Source organism: Symmachiella dynata (genome assembly GCF_007747995.1).
Classification (GTDB): Bacteria; Planctomycetota; Planctomycetia; order Planctomycetales; family Planctomycetaceae; genus Symmachiella; species Symmachiella dynata.
Genome location: NZ_CP036276.1, coordinates 2,936,321 through 2,951,501, shown reverse-complemented (window position 1 = coordinate 2,951,501; position 15,181 = coordinate 2,936,321). Strand labels below are relative to the sequence as shown.

17 protein-coding genes are annotated in these 15,181 nt (G+C 55.7%); 13 read left to right on the top strand and 4 right to left on the bottom strand.

All coding sequences use genetic code 11. The annotated features are described in order from the left end of the window. Positions 1-2: 2 nt before the first annotated feature. From pduL to Mal52_RS11345, 13 genes are all read left to right on the top strand, one after another. On the top strand, positions 3-707 hold the full coding sequence (gene pduL / locus Mal52_RS11405) for a phosphate propanoyltransferase (protein ID WP_145376201.1): 705 nt from the start codon (positions 3-5) through the stop codon (positions 705-707). 125 nt (positions 708-832) lie between these two features. After that, on the top strand, positions 833-1,126 hold the full coding sequence (locus Mal52_RS11400) for a BMC domain-containing protein (protein ID WP_145376200.1): 294 nt from the start codon (positions 833-835) through the stop codon (positions 1,124-1,126). Positions 1,127-1,196: 70 nt separating this feature from the next. Then, positions 1,197-1,466 (top strand): BMC domain-containing protein, encoded by a 270-nt coding sequence (locus Mal52_RS11395; protein ID WP_145376199.1) that lies wholly within the window; start codon positions 1,197-1,199, stop codon positions 1,464-1,466. 164 nt (positions 1,467-1,630) lie between these two features. Continuing rightward, entirely contained in the window at positions 1,631-2,812 is a 1,182-nt protein-coding gene (locus tag Mal52_RS11390; RefSeq protein WP_145376198.1) for an acetate/propionate family kinase, read from the top strand. Positions 2,813-2,889: 77 nt separating this feature from the next. After that, positions 2,890-3,201, top strand: coding sequence for a EutN/CcmL family microcompartment protein (locus Mal52_RS11385; RefSeq protein WP_145376197.1), 312 nt, complete (start codon positions 2,890-2,892; stop codon positions 3,199-3,201). A 13-nt stretch (positions 3,202-3,214) separates the two neighbouring features. Next, positions 3,215-3,757, top strand: a complete 543-nt coding sequence (locus Mal52_RS11380; RefSeq protein ID WP_145376196.1) for a hypothetical protein — start codon at positions 3,215-3,217, stop codon at positions 3,755-3,757. Between the two features lie 80 nt (positions 3,758-3,837). After that, positions 3,838-5,259 carry an aldehyde dehydrogenase family protein gene (locus Mal52_RS11375; protein ID WP_145376195.1) on the top strand — a complete coding sequence of 474 codons (1,422 nt, stop codon included), beginning with the start codon at positions 3,838-3,840 and terminating at the stop codon, positions 5,257-5,259. Between the two features lie 75 nt (positions 5,260-5,334). Continuing rightward, the gene (locus tag Mal52_RS11370; RefSeq protein WP_145376194.1) at positions 5,335-5,589 is read left to right on the top strand and encodes a EutN/CcmL family microcompartment protein; all 255 of its coding nucleotides are present in this window, start codon (positions 5,335-5,337) and stop codon (positions 5,587-5,589) included. Beyond that, a complete protein-coding gene (locus tag Mal52_RS11365) occupies positions 5,550-6,263 on the top strand; it encodes a hypothetical protein (RefSeq protein WP_145376193.1) in 714 nt (237 codons plus the stop codon). Before Mal52_RS11370 ends, Mal52_RS11365 begins: the two co-directional genes overlap by 40 nt. 129 nt (positions 6,264-6,392) lie before the next feature. Beyond that, positions 6,393-6,671, top strand: a complete 279-nt coding sequence (locus Mal52_RS11360; RefSeq protein WP_145376192.1) for a EutN/CcmL family microcompartment protein — start codon at positions 6,393-6,395, stop codon at positions 6,669-6,671. A 69-nt stretch (positions 6,672-6,740) separates the two neighbouring features. Continuing rightward, positions 6,741-7,649, top strand: coding sequence for a class II aldolase/adducin family protein (locus Mal52_RS11355; protein ID WP_145376191.1), 909 nt, complete (start codon positions 6,741-6,743; stop codon positions 7,647-7,649). A gap of 199 nt (positions 7,650-7,848) precedes the next feature. Then, the gene (locus tag Mal52_RS11350) at positions 7,849-8,781 is read left to right on the top strand and encodes a lactate/malate dehydrogenase family protein (RefSeq protein WP_145380614.1); all 933 of its coding nucleotides are present in this window, start codon (positions 7,849-7,851) and stop codon (positions 8,779-8,781) included. A 146-nt stretch (positions 8,782-8,927) separates the two neighbouring features. Beyond that, positions 8,928-10,121, top strand: coding sequence for a hypothetical protein (locus tag Mal52_RS11345; RefSeq protein WP_145376190.1), 1,194 nt, complete (start codon positions 8,928-8,930; stop codon positions 10,119-10,121). Positions 10,122-10,172: 51 nt separating this feature from the next. Here Mal52_RS11345 and Mal52_RS11340 read toward each other — a convergent pair whose 3' ends face one another. The 4 genes from Mal52_RS11340 to Mal52_RS11325 all read right to left on the bottom strand — a co-directional run bounded on the left by Mal52_RS11340 (position 10,173) and on the right by Mal52_RS11325 (position 15,041). After that, positions 10,173-11,258, bottom strand: coding sequence for a transporter substrate-binding domain-containing protein (locus Mal52_RS11340; RefSeq protein ID WP_145376189.1), 1,086 nt, complete (start codon positions 11,256-11,258; stop codon positions 10,173-10,175). Between the two features lie 58 nt (positions 11,259-11,316). After that, entirely contained in the window at positions 11,317-12,408 is a 1,092-nt protein-coding gene (locus Mal52_RS11335) for a transporter substrate-binding domain-containing protein (RefSeq protein WP_145376188.1), read from the bottom strand. A 64-nt stretch (positions 12,409-12,472) separates the two neighbouring features. Then, positions 12,473-13,597, bottom strand: a complete 1,125-nt coding sequence (gene corA, locus Mal52_RS11330) for a magnesium/cobalt transporter CorA (RefSeq protein WP_231962613.1) — start codon at positions 13,595-13,597, stop codon at positions 12,473-12,475. 106 nt (positions 13,598-13,703) lie between these two features. Continuing rightward, positions 13,704-15,041 (bottom strand): hemolysin family protein, encoded by a 1,338-nt coding sequence (locus tag Mal52_RS11325; RefSeq protein WP_197534835.1) that lies wholly within the window; start codon positions 15,039-15,041, stop codon positions 13,704-13,706. Positions 15,042-15,181 lie beyond the last annotated feature (140 nt).

Here is a 15,181-nt window from a genome sequence, read left to right as displayed (position 1 = left end):
CTATGACGCAACTGAGCAACGGATTTAGCAGAACACAAATCGAACACGTCGTGCGAGATATCCTGCTCGCGCGACTGGGTGACAAATCCGCGCAGCCCAATCCGCTGGTGGTGAATATCTCCGCCCGGCACGTGCATTTGACCGACGAGCACGTGGAGGTGTTGTTCGGCCCAGGCGCCAAATTGGAACCGATGCGCGATTTGTATCAGGACGGTTATTACGCCGCGACACAAACCGTGGCGGTTGTCGGCCCTCGCCGACGGATGCTGCCGGACGTGCGGGTCTTGGGACCGACCCGCAATGCGTCGCAAGTCGAATTGGCGTTTACCGATGGCATTTCATTGGGCATCGACCTGCCCGTCCGCTGCAGCGGCGATCACCACGATACGACCGGCTGCGTGCTCGTTGGCCCCAAAGGGGTTGTTGAATTGACCGCGGGTGTGATTCGTGCAGAACGGCACGTCCACATGGGTCCAGCCGATTTGGCCTACTACGGCGTCGCCGATGGCGACCGGTTGCATTTGCGGATCGAGTCCGAAGGCTGCACGACGACCTTGGAAGATTTGTTGGTGCGTGCCAGCGACGATGTGAAGTTGGAGGTCCACCTCGACACCGACGAAGGCAACGCCGTCTCGCTCGATCGGGCCACCAAAGTCGAATTAATCGTCCCGCATGCAAAATCGAGCGACTGCGCCTGCAAGCATTGATGAGAACATGGCGATGAAATTCGCTCCCCAATACAGACACTGAAGCGGATGTTTTTAATTGTTTTTCAAACCGCGGATCATTGGATCCGCAGCACTTAGTCTCACAACACGAGGAGATGAAAGAGATGGCGAAAGCGATGGAAGCCTTAGGCATGATCGAAACGCGGGGGTTGATCGCCCTGATCGAGGCATCGGATGCGATGCTCAAAGCGGCCAACGTTGAGTTGGCGGGCTGGGAAAAAGTCGGGAGTGGTTTGGTGACGGTGTTCGCCGTTGGCGATGTGGCCGCGGTCAAAGCCGCCGTCGATGCCGGTGCCAGTGCTGCCAGCAAAATCGGTGAAGTCGTCAGCGTGCAAGTCATTCCGCGACCGCACGAAGAACTGACGGGAATTCTCCCTTCAGCTAAAGCAACCAAATAATCTCCGCCTCGGCATCTATGCATGATGCGGCGGATTCAATCACAAAATTTTGTTAGGACAAGTGAAGACCATGAGTGGAGAAGCAATCGGGTTGATCGAAACCAAGGGACTGGTGGCCCAAATTGAGGCAACGGATGCCATGCTCAAGGCGGCCAACGTGACGTTGGTCAAGCAAATTCAAATCGGTGGTGCCTACATTACGACCGTCGTCCAAGGTGACGTGGGTTCCGTGCGGGCCGCTGTGGACGCCGGTGCCGATGTCGCAGGACGCTCGGGAGAACTCGTCAGCGCCCACGTCATCGCCCGCCCCGAAGCAGCCGTCATGAAAATGTTCGTCTAAGGCTGGCGCGAGTGGTCAGTGGCCGGTGGCCAGTGGCCAGTTTCGCTAGCGATACCTTGTTTACCATTTGACGTGACTTGCGTCGCGATGGTTCAAGCCATCCGTCGCTGCCGATCATAACCTCTGACCACTAGCCACTAACCAAAACGAACGGATTCGAGTCCATGAAAGTCCTCGTCGCCAATCTCGGCTCTACGAGTTTTAAGTACCGGTTGTTTGACTTGTCGTCCGATGTGCAACTTGCGCGGGGCGGGATTGATCGGATCGGTTCGGCGGAGAGTTCGTGCCAAGTGGAAATCGGAGATTACTCCGACACCGCCACGCGGCACATTCCGGATCACGCCGCAGCGGTCAAAATCTGCTTAGAGCAGTTGACCGACGCGGAGCATGGTTGCTTAGGCGCGGTGAGTGAAGTGGCGGTCATTGGGTTTAAGACGGTTTTCGCTGGCCGGCTAAGCGGTGTCCGTGTTGTGAATGAGGAGTTGTTAGCGGCAATGGAGGAGTTGTCGGATATCGCACCCGCGCACAATCCCCCGTATGTCAAAGCCATGCGGCAATTGCGCGAGGCATGTCCGGAAATTCCGCTCGTGGCGGCATTGGAAACAGGCTTCCACGATACGATTCCGCTGGCCAATCGCAGCTATGCGGTTCCAGCGGCTTGGCGAACAGATTACCAAGTTCAACGATGGGGATTTCACGGTGCCAGCCATCGTTACATCACCACGCGGATTGCTGAAATCCTGGGCCGGGACGACCTGCGGGTCATCTCCTGCCACTTGGGCGGCAGCAATTCGCTCTGTGCAGCCAAGGACGGCGTCTCGTTGGCCAACAGTTTGGGCATGAGTCCGCAATCGGGCTTGCCACACAACAATCGGGTTGGCGATTTCGATCCCTTTGCTTTGCCGGTGTTGATGCGAGCGACGGGAAAAAGTTTAGCAGAGTTGTTAGAGGATTTGGCCAACAAGAGCGGCTTGTTGGGCGTGAGTGGCTTGAGCGGAGATGTGCGGGACTTGGAGGAAGCAGCTGCCGAAGGGCATGCAGGAGCGCAATTGGCGCTCGACGTCTTCGTCGCTGCGATTCGCCAATACGTCGGTGCCTATTTGGCGGTACTCGGCGGAGCCGATGCGATCGTCTTTACCGGCGGCATCGGTGAAAACAGCCAACTGATTCGCCAACAGGTCTGCGACAACATGGCCTGGGCCGGAATTGAGTTGGATACGGAATTGAATCAACAGGTGGACGGAGAAACAAAGATCTCAACAGCCGGCAGTGCGACGGAGGTTTGGGTACTGCAGACCAACGAAGAAATCATCGTCGCCCGCCAAGCGGCCAAAGCGATTTCCTAATTAACATTTTCTCTCAGCCCTCGGCTTCGCCGGGGGGTAACTGACAAAACGGTAAACAAACACAACAAGGACACGCCATGTTTTTGGCACGCATTACCGGCAGCGTGGTTTCGACGCAGAAGGTCGCTGAAATGGTCGGCCAAAAGCTGCTGATCGTCGAGCCGTTGCGTGTCGACGAAAAGGATCAAAGCTCCCTCAAACCAACCGGCCGCACGTTTGTCGTGGTCGACACAGTGGGAGCCGGCGAAGGCGAAGTGGTGCTCTGCGTACAAGGTTCCAGCGCCCGTTTCACCCCGCAAACCAAAACACTCCCCATCGACGCGGCAATCATCGGCATCGTGGATCAGGTGCATGTGAAATCCAAGTCGGTGTTCAAGGCAGGAAACTAGCAGAAGCGAACGAATGGCATCGCAATCACCACAACTCGTTCGGTCAGCAGCGCAGGCCGCTCGCACGTTGCAGATCATTTACGTCAATCTCGCGATTGTTCCAAGCGGGTTTCTGGCGTATTTGCTGGTGGCCGGTGTGAACCAACAACAGGAGTTGGGTGTTCTTTCGATAATTGCTGTCGTGGATGCAGCAGCGATGTTTGTCGCTTGGATTTTTGCCCCAAACTTTCTGGCTTCGAAACAAAGGACGCGGATCGCCGATTTATTTCCTGAGGGACCACTGGAGCCATTCGCTGACGACCAATCCGAATCCGACTCTGTCGTGTTTCAACAGTTGTATGGCGTTTACCAATACAGTTCGATTATCGCAGCCGCCATTTTGGAAGGCGCGATATTCCTGAATTTATTTGCCTACTTCACAGAAGGCCATCCTGTCAATTTGGTGATTGGTGGCGCCTTTATCCTGCTGTTATTGACATCAATTCCAACCGCATCACGCATTCAAAACTGGGTTGAAGGCGAAATCGTCGCCATCGAACAAATGCGGAGATTTTAAGAGCCCAAAGATCGGCTAGGCAGCCGCCTGGCTGATAAGTCACTGAATCATAAAGCTAACTTCTAAAGAGAATTCCAATCATGCAAGCCACCGAACAAGCAATCCGGCAAGTCGTGCAAGAAGTCCTGGCCCAACTCGGAAACGGCGGGCGGACTACGAACGGAACGCATCGCAATGGCGATTGGGGCGTCTTCCAAACCGTCGACGATGCCGTCGCCGCTGCGGGCGATGGTTTCAAAGCGCTCAGCCAGCGACCGGTGTCCGATCGTGTTAAAATCGTGCAGTGCATCAAGCAACTTTGCACGGCCCAAGCGGAAGAATTGGGGCGATTGGAACTTGAAGAAACCGGGATCGGCCGGTTGGATCACAAGATTCAAAAGCTACAAATTATCGAACTCGTGCCGGGCGTCGAGTTTCTCAAGTGCGACGCCCTCAGCGGCGATCACGGGTTGACCGTCACCGAATATGCCCCGTTTGGCGTGATCGGCAAGATCACCCCCGTCACACACTCGCTGCCGACGCTGGCCAGCAATGCGATTTCGATGATCGCCGGCGGCAATACGTTGGTCTGCAATCCGCATCCCGCGGGACGGCTGATTGCCTGCGAAGGGGCGCGGCGGATCAATCGGGCAATTTATGAAGCGACCGGTTTAGAGAATCTGGTCACGATCATCGAGAACCCGACGATCGAAACCGCCAACGAAATCTTCGCGCATCGCGGCGTACGACTCATCTGCGTAACCGGTGGACCATTCGTAGCCCGCGCCGCGATGGCCAGTAGCAAGCGAGCAATTGTGGCCGGACCGGGGAATCCGCCCGTCGTCGTCGACGAAACGGCCGACATCGACAACGCCGCCCGCTCGATCATCACCGGCGGAGCCTTTGACAACAATCTGCTGTGCATCGGTGAAAAAGAAGTCTTCGCCGTGGAATCGATCTTTGACGAACTCCTCTCCGCCATGCCGCGTCACGGCGGGTATCAATTGAACTGCCAACAGATCGACCAACTGACGAAACTGGCCTTTGATCCGCCCAAAGACGGCTCGGATCACCACACGCTCAACCGCGATCTGGTCGGCAAAGATGCGTCGGTCTTGGCCGAGTTGATTGGCGTTCAGGTTCCGGCTGGAACGGATCTGTTGTACGGCGAAACCGATGAAAGCAATCCTTTCGTCCCCGAAGAACAGATGATGCCCTTTGTCCCATTTGTGCGGTGCCGCAATGCGATGCACGGGATTGAACTGGCCAAAGAATACGAACACAACTTTCGGCACACGAGCATCATTCATACCCGTGACGTGCGGAATATGACCACGATGGGCCGGGAAATGGACACAACATTGTTCGTTAAAAACGGGCCGAGTTCCGCAGGATTGGGACTGGGAGGCGAAGGCTACTTGTCATTCAGCATCGCCACGCCGACCGGCGAAGGGGTGACCAGCCCGTTGACATTCACACGCCAACGCCGCTGTGCGTTGGTCGATGACTTGCGGATTATTTAATGGTGATGGGGTCGCAGAGTACGACGGCGAAGCCGTCGGTTTGGGAAACAAGTTTTTGCCGCGGATGAACAACAGATGAACCTGGCACAAGTCGTGGGCACTGCCACTGCCACGGTCAAACATGAATCACTGGCGGGTTGGCGACTGGCTGTCGTCCAAATGTTGGACGCCGCCGGCGGACCGGATGGGGAACCGCAACTAGCGATTGACCCACTGGGAAGCGGGCGAGGCGATCAAGTGATTTTGAGTAGCGATGGAAAGTCCATTCGTGATCTCGTCGGATATGAAACATGCCCAGTCCGCTGGGCGGTGATTGGACTTCCGGACTGATGCATACGGACCAACAGACTCTCGAACAGATTGTTGCTGCGGTGGTGAAAAAACACCTAGCGGCCCCGATCGAAATGCGTCCTGCCGAGACGGCGGCACGTGTGACCTATCTGTCGGAATCGATCATCACGGCGGATCTGCTCAAGGAACAAATCAACGGCGACCGGCGGTTTCAAATCTCTGAAAAAGCGATCCTGACTCCCTCGGCGCGGGACCTGATTCGTGAGCAAGGCTTAACCTGGACACGTGTGACGACAGCTTCGACTGTGACGTCCGCAACGTTTTTAGCGGCTGTGGTCACCGCCGGTCCCCAAGTGATGCGTGCCATGGAACAACTGGGCAGCGATTGGAAGCTAGACTTGCTGGAAAGTCCGGCCAGCGCAGCACGGTTGGCCGTTTCGGCGGTGAGTCGTGGAGAATACGCCGGTGTGGCGATCGTCAGCGGGCAGCCTCGTTTAGCAGCTTGTTTAGCGAATCGCTCTCCCAAAATCCGGGCCACCGTTGTCAACCACAGCGAAGATGTCGCCACAGCCATGAATGAAATGGGGGCCAATGTGATCGCCCTCGATCCTGCCAACATCGGCATGTTCGCAATGAAGACACTGTTACAACGTTTTAGCAAACAAAATCCGCAACCACCGGCAAATTGGGAAACAACCAGCCGCCTGTGGTAACCCGTATTCAAAGCAGCAACACGTAGGGTAGGCTCCCGCCTGCCGCCGGCATCGTTGATCGTCGATGTTTTACGACGACAGGCGGGAACCAGTCCTACACGAAATCACAAAACCATTGAGGAACCAGCCATGCGAATTGCGGATGTGATCGGCAAAGTGACCTTGTCGAAATGTCACCCCGAACTCACCGGCGCCACGTGGTTGGTGGCGACATCGCTGTCGTTGGAAGGGATTCGCGGCGACAAAGCGGGCCGCGGCGAACCGTTTGTGGTCTTCGATGAACGCGGTGCCGCTGAGGGAAGCCGCATCGCCGTCAGCGAAGGAGCCGAAGCCGCCGCACCGTTCCACCCCGGCGACAAACCGATCGACGCCTATAACACTGCCATCTTAGACACGATCAATATCTAACCCGTAGGTCATGCTTGGCATGACACCTGAAAACAATCGATAACCAACATCCGATAGGAAATACCCACCATGCAAAACCAATGGAACTCCGGTGTCAACGACCGCAAACTCAAAGAGCAAATCTGCGAGATTGGGCGACGGATTTATGAAAAAGGCTTTGCCGCCGCCAACGATGGCAATATCTCGATCCGCGTCGGCGAAAACGCTGTGCTCTGCTCGCCTACCATGATCTGCAAGGGGTTCATGACTCCCGAGGACATCTGTGCGGTCGACCTTGATGGCAACCAGATTGCCGGGACCCGCAAACGGACCAGCGAAATCCTGTTGCATCTGGCAATCATGAAAGCCCGTCCCGATGTCAAATCGGTCGTGCACTGCCATCCCCCGCACGCCACCGCCTTCGCCGTCGCCCGTGAGCCGATTCCGCAATGTATTCTACCGGAGATCGAAGTCTTTCTGGGCGAAGTCCCGATGGCGCCGTATGAAACACCCGGTGGCCAAGAATTCGCGGATACGGTCTTGCCATTTTTGGGCCAGGGAACCAACACGATCATCCTCAACAACCACGGCACGGTCAGCTTCGACGTCGACCTGGAGAAGGCGTACTGGAAGACCGAAATCGTCGATGCCTATTGCCGAATTTTGTTGCTCGCTAAACAACTCGGCCCAGTGAGCTACCTCGACGAACGGGAAAGCCGCGAACTGTTGGACCTGAAGAAAAAACTCGGCTTCGACGACCCCCGTTTCCACGCCGAAGATTGCGACCTGTGCGGCAACAGCGCGTTTCGCAAAGGTTATGAAGAAAAACTTCCAGAAACCCGCGCGTTCAATCCTCCGCCGGCCTTCCCGGGTTACTTGAAAAGCAACTCGGGTTCCACAACAAACGGCGGTGGACACAACGGTTCAGACGGCGGCGACATCGAAGCCCTAGTCAAAGCCATCACCAGCGAAGTCATGGCCGCGATCGACAAGAAATAGACTCAGCAATTAGTGCGCGGGTCTCCCTGTAAAGTTGTGCGCGGGTCTCCAGACCCCGCACCGAGTTGTGCAAAGGTCTCCCTGTAAAGTTGTGCGCGGGTCTCCCGACCCCGCACCCAACAAGACCGCAGGTCTCCCAGAAAAACATCCCGGCCGTAAACAACCGGCCCTTCAAGAAATACTTGTGAGTAATAGCATCATGAAAGTCAGCATTGTCGGTGGCGGCGGTTTGGTAGGGTCTTGTGCGGCATTCGCGTTGCAGTGCGGGGGCATCGTTCGTGAAATTGCTCTGGTGGATGTCAACGCCGACCTGGTTGGGGGGCAAGCCTTGGACCTGTTGCACGGAAGCTGCGTATCGGCCGACCAAAAGATCTATGCCGCCGGCCCCGAAGGCAGCGCCGATGCCGACGTGATCATCATCACCGCCGGATTACGACGCAAACCGGACGAAAGCCGACTCGATTTGATCAATCGCAACGTGGCTCTGTTCCGCAACATTCTGGCCGACCTGCGCAACGTTGGCACCAAACCCGGTGCAATTGTCTTCGTGGTTTCCAACCCTGTGGACGTGCTCACCTATTTAACCACGCGCGAGTTGTCCTTGCCGCCGGAAAAAGTAATCGGCCTGGGCACGCAACTCGATACCATCCGCTTGCGGAGCATGTTGGCTGATCGGCTGGACGTGCCTGCGACGCAAGTCTCGACGTTGATCTTCGGCGAACATGGCGACAGCATGGTGCCGATTTGGTCCGCCGCACAGGTCGCCGGTCTGCCGTTGGACAAATGGCCCGGTTACTCCCCTTCCCTGGTCAGCGACGTCGAGAAACGGACGCGGGGCAGCGGAGCGGAAGTGATCAAGAAAAAGGGTGGCGCCGGATTCGCCGTCGGCTTGGCAATCACCGAAGTCGTGCACTCCATCGCCCTGGACCAACGCCGCATCTTGCCGGTCTCCTCGCTACAGTCCGGAGCCTATGGGTTGCGTGATGTCTGTATTTCCGTACCGACCGTCGTCGGCCGCGAGGGCGTGCTCGGGCATGTCGAATTGGATCTGTGGCCCAAAGAACGGACCGGCTTGGCCAACTCCGCCCGTGTACTTCGCGAAACGATCGACAAAGTCCTCGCTGGATCATAATCCCCCATCATCCCAAACCGACGGCTCCGCCGTCGCACACGACGTTCACCTGCGGATCAATTTCCCAATGTGATCGCACGTCATTAAAAACACCGCCCCTAACGACGGCGAAGCCGTCGGCTTGGGATAAGAAAAACTCTGCTATCATGCAAAAATCGCTGGATCAAAAACTCGCTGCTATCCATGCTGATCCGTCGGGATGCAAAGATTTCATCATCGCCGACGCCAAGGATGCGGATATGGCGTTCGGCATCGGTGCACCGGGAAAATCTCCTGAGCGGCACGATGGTGAAGTGCGATTCAAAACGTTGGCCGAATACCGTCAGCAGATCCGTGAAATCATTCACCAGGGCGTCGTCGACATCATGCTCATGTCGGCCAGTACCAGCGAAGCCCTGACGATCAACGAACGGCTGTTCGATAACTCCGCCATCACCCCCGCCGCCCGCGCGAACGACACAACCGATGTGCATGTGGTGCGTGGGGGCGCAGTGTATCAGGAACCCGCGCATCCGTTTCGTTCCGCCTCGCTGGATCACATTCAATGCGGACATCTCGACTGCAAGACCGAAGAACGCTCGCGCGGAGCGGACTTGGGGTTATTCTCTGTCACATTCAACAACGACCTGGAATTGGACCTGCACACCCTGGAGCAATACAAACTGTTTCGCGAAGAAGCGGAGCGGAAGGGGTTTCGGCATTTTCTGGAGATCTTCGATCCTAACGTCCCCGGCGCCGTCGCCCCCGAATTGCAAGCCGGGTTTATCAACGATCTGATTGCCCGCACGTTGGCCGGCGTCGCCACGGCTGGCCGACCCATCTTTTTAAAGATGGTGTACCACGGCCCGCAGGCGATGGAGGAATTGGTCACCTACGATCCGCATTTAATCGTCGGTGTGCTGGGCGGCAGTGCGGGCACGACGCTCGATGCGTTTAAGCTGATTGCCGAAGCGCAAAAATACGGAGCACGGATCGCCCTATTCGGTCGCAAAATCAACAACGCCGAATGCCAACTCGCCTTCGTGCAATTCCTACGGCTGATCGTCAACGGCGACATCGGCCCCGAAGAAGCGGTCCATGCCTATCACGCGGTGCTGGAAAAACTGAGCATCCGCCCCAATCGATCGCTGGAAGAAGACCTAACGCTGCAAACCGCCGTGATGAGTTATGCCGGCAATGGGACAACCATTAGCTTGCCGACATCCACCACAGCGTCTACGACAGCAACCAGCACCGCTGCCCCGGCGTCCACGGATGCCACCGCGCGCGACTTTGCATCGATGACCTCCGCTGAGCGTGCTGAATACCACCGCACGCGGTTGAATCGTTCGTTGCGGTAGTTTTCCTATCTGGAGGCTCGGTGAACTTTCATCGGGCGGGGGCGTGGATCATCAATCCACAACATCTTCGCCCAGATAGCGATACACCAATTCGTTCCACCCTTCGCTGGCTCGGTAATTCAGCAGCGACTGATTGAGCGGCTTGCGCAATGGACTGCCGGGTTTTAGGGCGATGGCGTAATCTTGAGTGTGGAATGAGACGGACAGGACGTGGATCCGTCCGTAGTACTCGGAATTCGCTAGATACCTCAATTGCGCTTCGTCATAAACCAGCGCTTCTGAGCGGACCCCGGCGAGCGCTTGCGCTGCCTCGGCGATCGTTGGATAACTGCGAAATGGGATACGTTTGCCTCGCAAAAAGTCGGCGCTCGTGCTCGGTTCGACCGTAATCGTTTTGATGCGTCGCAAATCTCCCGGATGTGAAATCCCCACGTCCATATGTCCGATCGTTAGTGCCGATGTAATCACGCCGGTCAGGATCGAGAACAGCAAAATACTGGCCAGCATCGCACCGCAAGCCAGAATTCGTCCGGAAACGCTGACCGGGAATACCCCCTTGTGTCCCAGCAATACGATCGTGGACCACCACATCCCCATCCCGATCCCCTTGCGGCGTTTCCCACCGAACATCTGTTCGTTGGATTGGCGTTCAAAGAACCAGAACAAGATGCCGCAGACTAAAACGATGCCGATCATGATGCTGACAATCGTCAGCAATCGTGTCGAGATGATCCGGCGAAGGACTCTCCAACCGCCCGAAGAGTGCTCAGCGTCAACCGCGACTCCTAAGCCGGTGGTGAAATAGGGATGGCAGAAATCCACGCGTTTGTGGCGGTCGGCTGTGACACTGATGGCGGCAACGGCGACGTCAACGTTCCCCTTTTCCAACCCCTCAAACATCTGGTCCAAGGGCATTTCGCGGAATTCATATTTCAGGCCCAGTTCATCGGCCATATGCCGCCACAATTCCACGCTGATGCCCGTCCACTGCCCGTCCGCATCACGAAACGAAAACGGCGGGCTTTCCTTCGTCGCTACCACGAGCGGTTTTGTTTCGGTCGCACCGCCGTCCTGCGTCTGTGCTGGGTCGACTTGCCCCAGTGCGAGTAAAACCAAGAGTAAAGTTGAAGTCGCCAATGTATTACGGCTCCCTGTCGTATCGTAAAACTCTCACAACAACATCATCCACAGCATGTCAGTCGCCCAAATATCGCCGCAACGTCTCATCCCATTGCGGTGTCGTGATCACCTGCAAGATGGATTGATTGAGCGATTCGCGAAACGGACTTTCGGGAGGAATCGCAATCGCGTAATCTTGTTTATCAAACGTCGCCGGTAAGACTTGAATGAGGCCCGGATGTTCGTTGTGAACAACATAACGCAAAATCGGTGCGTCATAAACCACCGCGTCGAATTGGTTTCGTTCGAGACTCGCCAGGCATTCATCAACTGTCGGAAACTCCTTGAAAGCAATTCCCTGACGCCGCAAATATTTGGCACTGGTCGAATCAGACACGGTCGCCAAACGGACATTGTGCAAGTCGCGTGGACCACGCACGTTCGACTCAAGTTGTGATAACGTGAGTATTGATGTCACCGATGCGGTAAAAATCGAGATAATGATGATCGCCGTGTACATCCACAATACGGCAATCGCTCGTCCTCCCGGAGACTTGGGAACCTTGTCGCCATAACCAACGGTGGTCATGGTGACCGCGGCCCACCAAATGCCGCTCGATAACCCTCTCAAGACGCTGCCTCCGAAATCTCCCCGGTTTCGTCGTCGTTCAAAGAGATACACCAGCGTGCCCATCGCCAGTAACACGAGAAAGATTGTCAGCACGATCTTCAAGAACACCATGGAAAAGATTCGCTTCACCACGGCGGACCAATTGGCCGTTTGACGCTGCGGAACGGCAATGCCCAGTCCGGAATTGAAGTAAGAATGCGAAAAATCGAGGTATTGCTCACGTTCGTGCGTGATGGTAATCGCCGCGACGCCCGCGTCGAGTTCTCCCGATTCCACTCCGGCAAGGATTTCATCCAGCGGCAGGTTTTCGAATTCGTAGCGAAGCCCCATCTGGTTAGCGACGCCGCGCCACAGTTCGATACTGATTCCGCTCCAGGTTCCATCTTCGTTGAGAATCGAAAAGGGGGCTGCTTCTTTTGTGCCGATTCGGAGGACGCGTTCCTCACCCGGTTGAGCAAACGCGATCGTGGAAGAGAGCAACCACATCGACACAAACGCCCAGAACAGAATGCGAAATTGGCGTTTGCCATCGATCATCGATTTGCTCCTGGATGTCGGAATTCACTTCCCGTTTGGCGGTGAAACGTCTCACCCACCCGCATCACGGTCCGCCGTCCTTTCCCGGAAAGTCCTCGTCGTCATCGCGATTCCAAATCCAGCCCTTGCGGTAGAAGTAGAAGAGCATGCCTCCGGCCATGAGTATCATGGTAGTCCATATCAAGGGATAGGCCCAGGGGACATGCAATTCGGGCATGTATTCGAAGTTCATGCCGTAAATGCCCGCCATGAATGTCAATGGAATGAAAATCGCAGCCGTAATCGTCAACACCTTCATGACTTCATTTTGACGATTGGCAACCGATGCGAGATACATATTCATTAGACCGGTGACCATCTCGCGATACATCTCCACCACTTCGGCCGACTGCACGCAATGGTCGTATGTATCGCGGAGGTAAATGCGCACATTGGGATCAATCAGCGGATGCTCGTCGCGGGCCAGTGAATTGGCGACTTGTCGCTGCGGCCAAATGGCACGGCGGAGATTGATTAGGCGGTTCTTGACTTGATTCAGATATTTGAGCAATCGCGGGGTGGGATTCTCGACCACCGTGATTTCTAAGTCTTCTAAATAGTTGCCGATCTCCTCCAAAACGGGATAGTAGGCATCGACAATCGTGTCAAAAATCGCGTAGGCGACATAGTCGGGTCCTTCGGTACGAATCCGTCCCTTGCCGCTACGGATACGTCGACGGACCGGATCAAGAACATCGCCGTAGCGTTCCTGAAACGTCAGGACATAGTTTTTTCCAAGGACAATACTAACTTGCTCGATGTCAATCTCAGCCTGCCCTATCGAATTCACCATCCGAACGATGATCAAGATCTGATCGTCATACGTTTCTGCTTTGGGACGCTGTGGGACATTAATAATGTCTTCGATGGCCAGCGGATGAATGGCAAACTTTTCGGCGATCCTGCGGATCATCTTTTCGTCGCCAAAGCCTTGCACGTCGACCCAAGTGGTCGTGTTCGGGTCGTATGCCGCGCGGAGTTGTTCGGTATCGGTGACGTCTTCTTCCTTCAACTCCTCGGGCGTAAAATGCATCACATGAATTTTCGGCTGCGACGCGTCTTCGCTGATCACCAATGTCCCCGGTCGCGCACCGACATCGGGATGCCTTTTCTTGAACAATGACTTGCCCCCCAATGCATTCAACCACATACCGACCGTTCTCCATCAACTGGCCCGGGTGAATTGTCTAGCCGAATCGCCTTACTGGTTATTCCACAAGCCGATTTCCATTCAAGAGCAATCAACTTGCCTCGGCTTATGGATCAGGGCTCTGCGAGGAATCTTCCGGCGGCCCGGAATTCTCAACCGAAGGGCGCGTCACACGGACCAGCGCTGCCCGGTCGTCGCGAACTTCCACCACATCGACGATATATTCACCCAATTCAATCCGGTCGCCCACGGAAAGCAATCGTTGAGCGCTATTCACCAGGACCCCGGAAAACGTATCGGCGTCGGTCACGTCGAGGGCAATTTTGAAATAGCGGCTGATCTCATCGACCGGTGTCGTCCCCAAAACCAACCATTCATTGGCTCCTTGAGAGACGATATTCGGTTCCGCATTGTCGAATTCATCGTCGACTTCACCGATGATCTGTTCCAACACGTTCTCCAACGTGACAATGCCGATCACCGTGCCATATTCGTCGACGACAAACGCCATCAACTGGTGCGTCGCTTGAAAATGCCGCAGCAACTTGCTGATCGGCATGTTCTCTGGCACTTTGCGCGGTGGACGCATAATCGTGTTCCAGTCAAACGCATCGTTGACTTCCAGCCCGACTAAATCTTTGACATGGATCACACCCAGCACTTCATCCAGCGAGTTATTGCAAATGGGGTAACGCGTGTGCTTTGTGCGGCGAGCCAACTCGATACATTGCCGAGGAGGATCGTTGATCCCAAAGAACTCCACCTCGACGCGCGGCACCATGATCCGTCGGCAGACCATGTCGTCGAATTCGAACACCGCGTGTAACAATCGGTGTTCTGACCGGCTGAGATGTCCGCTCACATGCGATTGCCGCAACAGTGCGCGAAGTTCATCCTCACTATGCGGAGCATCGTGCTCTGACTCTCCTTCTAGCCCAACTTGTTTGAGCAAAAACGCCGTCGAGACGTTCAGCGCCACCATCATGGGGTAAGTCAGCAAATAGAACCACTTCAACGGCAACGCACACCACAACAACACTTGGTCCGCGCGACGAATGGCGAAGATCTTCGGCGCCTGTTCGCCGATGACCAAGTGCAACGAAGTGATCACGCTAAAGGCAATCACAAACGCGGTCGTGTGCAGTACGGCTTCTGAGTGCATCCCCAATGTTTCCAGCAGGGGCCGCAACAAGTGTGCGAAGGCCGGTTCCCCCACCCAACCCAAGGCCAGCGATGCCATGGTGATCCCCAACTGGCAGGCCGAAAGTGCCCCTTCCATGCGTTCCACCAGCCATTGCCCCGTACGCGCAAAGGGCCGCCCGGCTCGCACCAACTCGTCTACCTGTCCGCCACGAACTTTCACCAACGCAAACTCAGCTGCCACAAAAAATCCGTTGAGTAGCACCAGCGCAATCGCGATGAGAATCTCTATGACATCCTGCATCCACATTTTTCTATATTCCTAAGTGCCCATTTCAAGGTGCATACTGCGACGGCGCGGGAACCGCGATCGTTGTCATGAATTGCCCGAGCGGTCGAATATTCCTGGAAGATTCCGCATCGCAATATCCCTCCCCTTGAAGA

What these genes read in the sequence shown, in the direction of transcription:
- Mal52_RS11375 (WP_145376195.1), top strand. Translation starts at nt 3,838, where the DNA reads ATGCAAGCCACCGAACAAGCAATCCGGCAAGTCGTGCAAGAAGTCCTG.
- Mal52_RS11370 (WP_145376194.1), top strand. Translation starts at nt 5,335, where the DNA reads ATGAACCTGGCACAAGTCGTGGGCACTGCCACTGCCACGGTCAAACAT.
- Mal52_RS11355 (WP_145376191.1), top strand. Translation starts at nt 6,741, where the DNA reads ATGCAAAACCAATGGAACTCCGGTGTCAACGACCGCAAACTCAAAGAG.
- Mal52_RS11395 (WP_145376199.1), top strand. Translation starts at nt 1,197, where the DNA reads ATGAGTGGAGAAGCAATCGGGTTGATCGAAACCAAGGGACTGGTGGCC.
- Mal52_RS11325 (WP_197534835.1), bottom strand. Translation starts at nt 15,041, where the DNA reads ATGCAGGATGTCATAGAGATTCTCATCGCGATTGCGCTGGTGCTACTC.
- Mal52_RS11365 (WP_145376193.1), top strand. Translation starts at nt 5,550, where the DNA reads ATGCCCAGTCCGCTGGGCGGTGATTGGACTTCCGGACTGATGCATACG.
- Mal52_RS11385 (WP_145376197.1), top strand. Translation starts at nt 2,890, where the DNA reads ATGTTTTTGGCACGCATTACCGGCAGCGTGGTTTCGACGCAGAAGGTC.
- Mal52_RS11350 (WP_145380614.1), top strand. Translation starts at nt 7,849, where the DNA reads ATGAAAGTCAGCATTGTCGGTGGCGGCGGTTTGGTAGGGTCTTGTGCG.
- Mal52_RS11380 (WP_145376196.1), top strand. Translation starts at nt 3,215, where the DNA reads ATGGCATCGCAATCACCACAACTCGTTCGGTCAGCAGCGCAGGCCGCT.
- Mal52_RS11345 (WP_145376190.1), top strand. Translation starts at nt 8,928, where the DNA reads ATGCAAAAATCGCTGGATCAAAAACTCGCTGCTATCCATGCTGATCCG.
- Mal52_RS11360 (WP_145376192.1), top strand. Translation starts at nt 6,393, where the DNA reads ATGCGAATTGCGGATGTGATCGGCAAAGTGACCTTGTCGAAATGTCAC.
- Mal52_RS11335 (WP_145376188.1), bottom strand. Translation starts at nt 12,408, where the DNA reads ATGATCGATGGCAAACGCCAATTTCGCATTCTGTTCTGGGCGTTTGTG.
- corA (WP_231962613.1), bottom strand. Translation starts at nt 13,597, where the DNA reads ATGTGGTTGAATGCATTGGGGGGCAAGTCATTGTTCAAGAAAAGGCAT.
- Mal52_RS11400 (WP_145376200.1), top strand. Translation starts at nt 833, where the DNA reads ATGGCGAAAGCGATGGAAGCCTTAGGCATGATCGAAACGCGGGGGTTG.
- pduL (WP_145376201.1), top strand. Translation starts at nt 3, where the DNA reads ATGACGCAACTGAGCAACGGATTTAGCAGAACACAAATCGAACACGTC.
- Mal52_RS11390 (WP_145376198.1), top strand. Translation starts at nt 1,631, where the DNA reads ATGAAAGTCCTCGTCGCCAATCTCGGCTCTACGAGTTTTAAGTACCGG.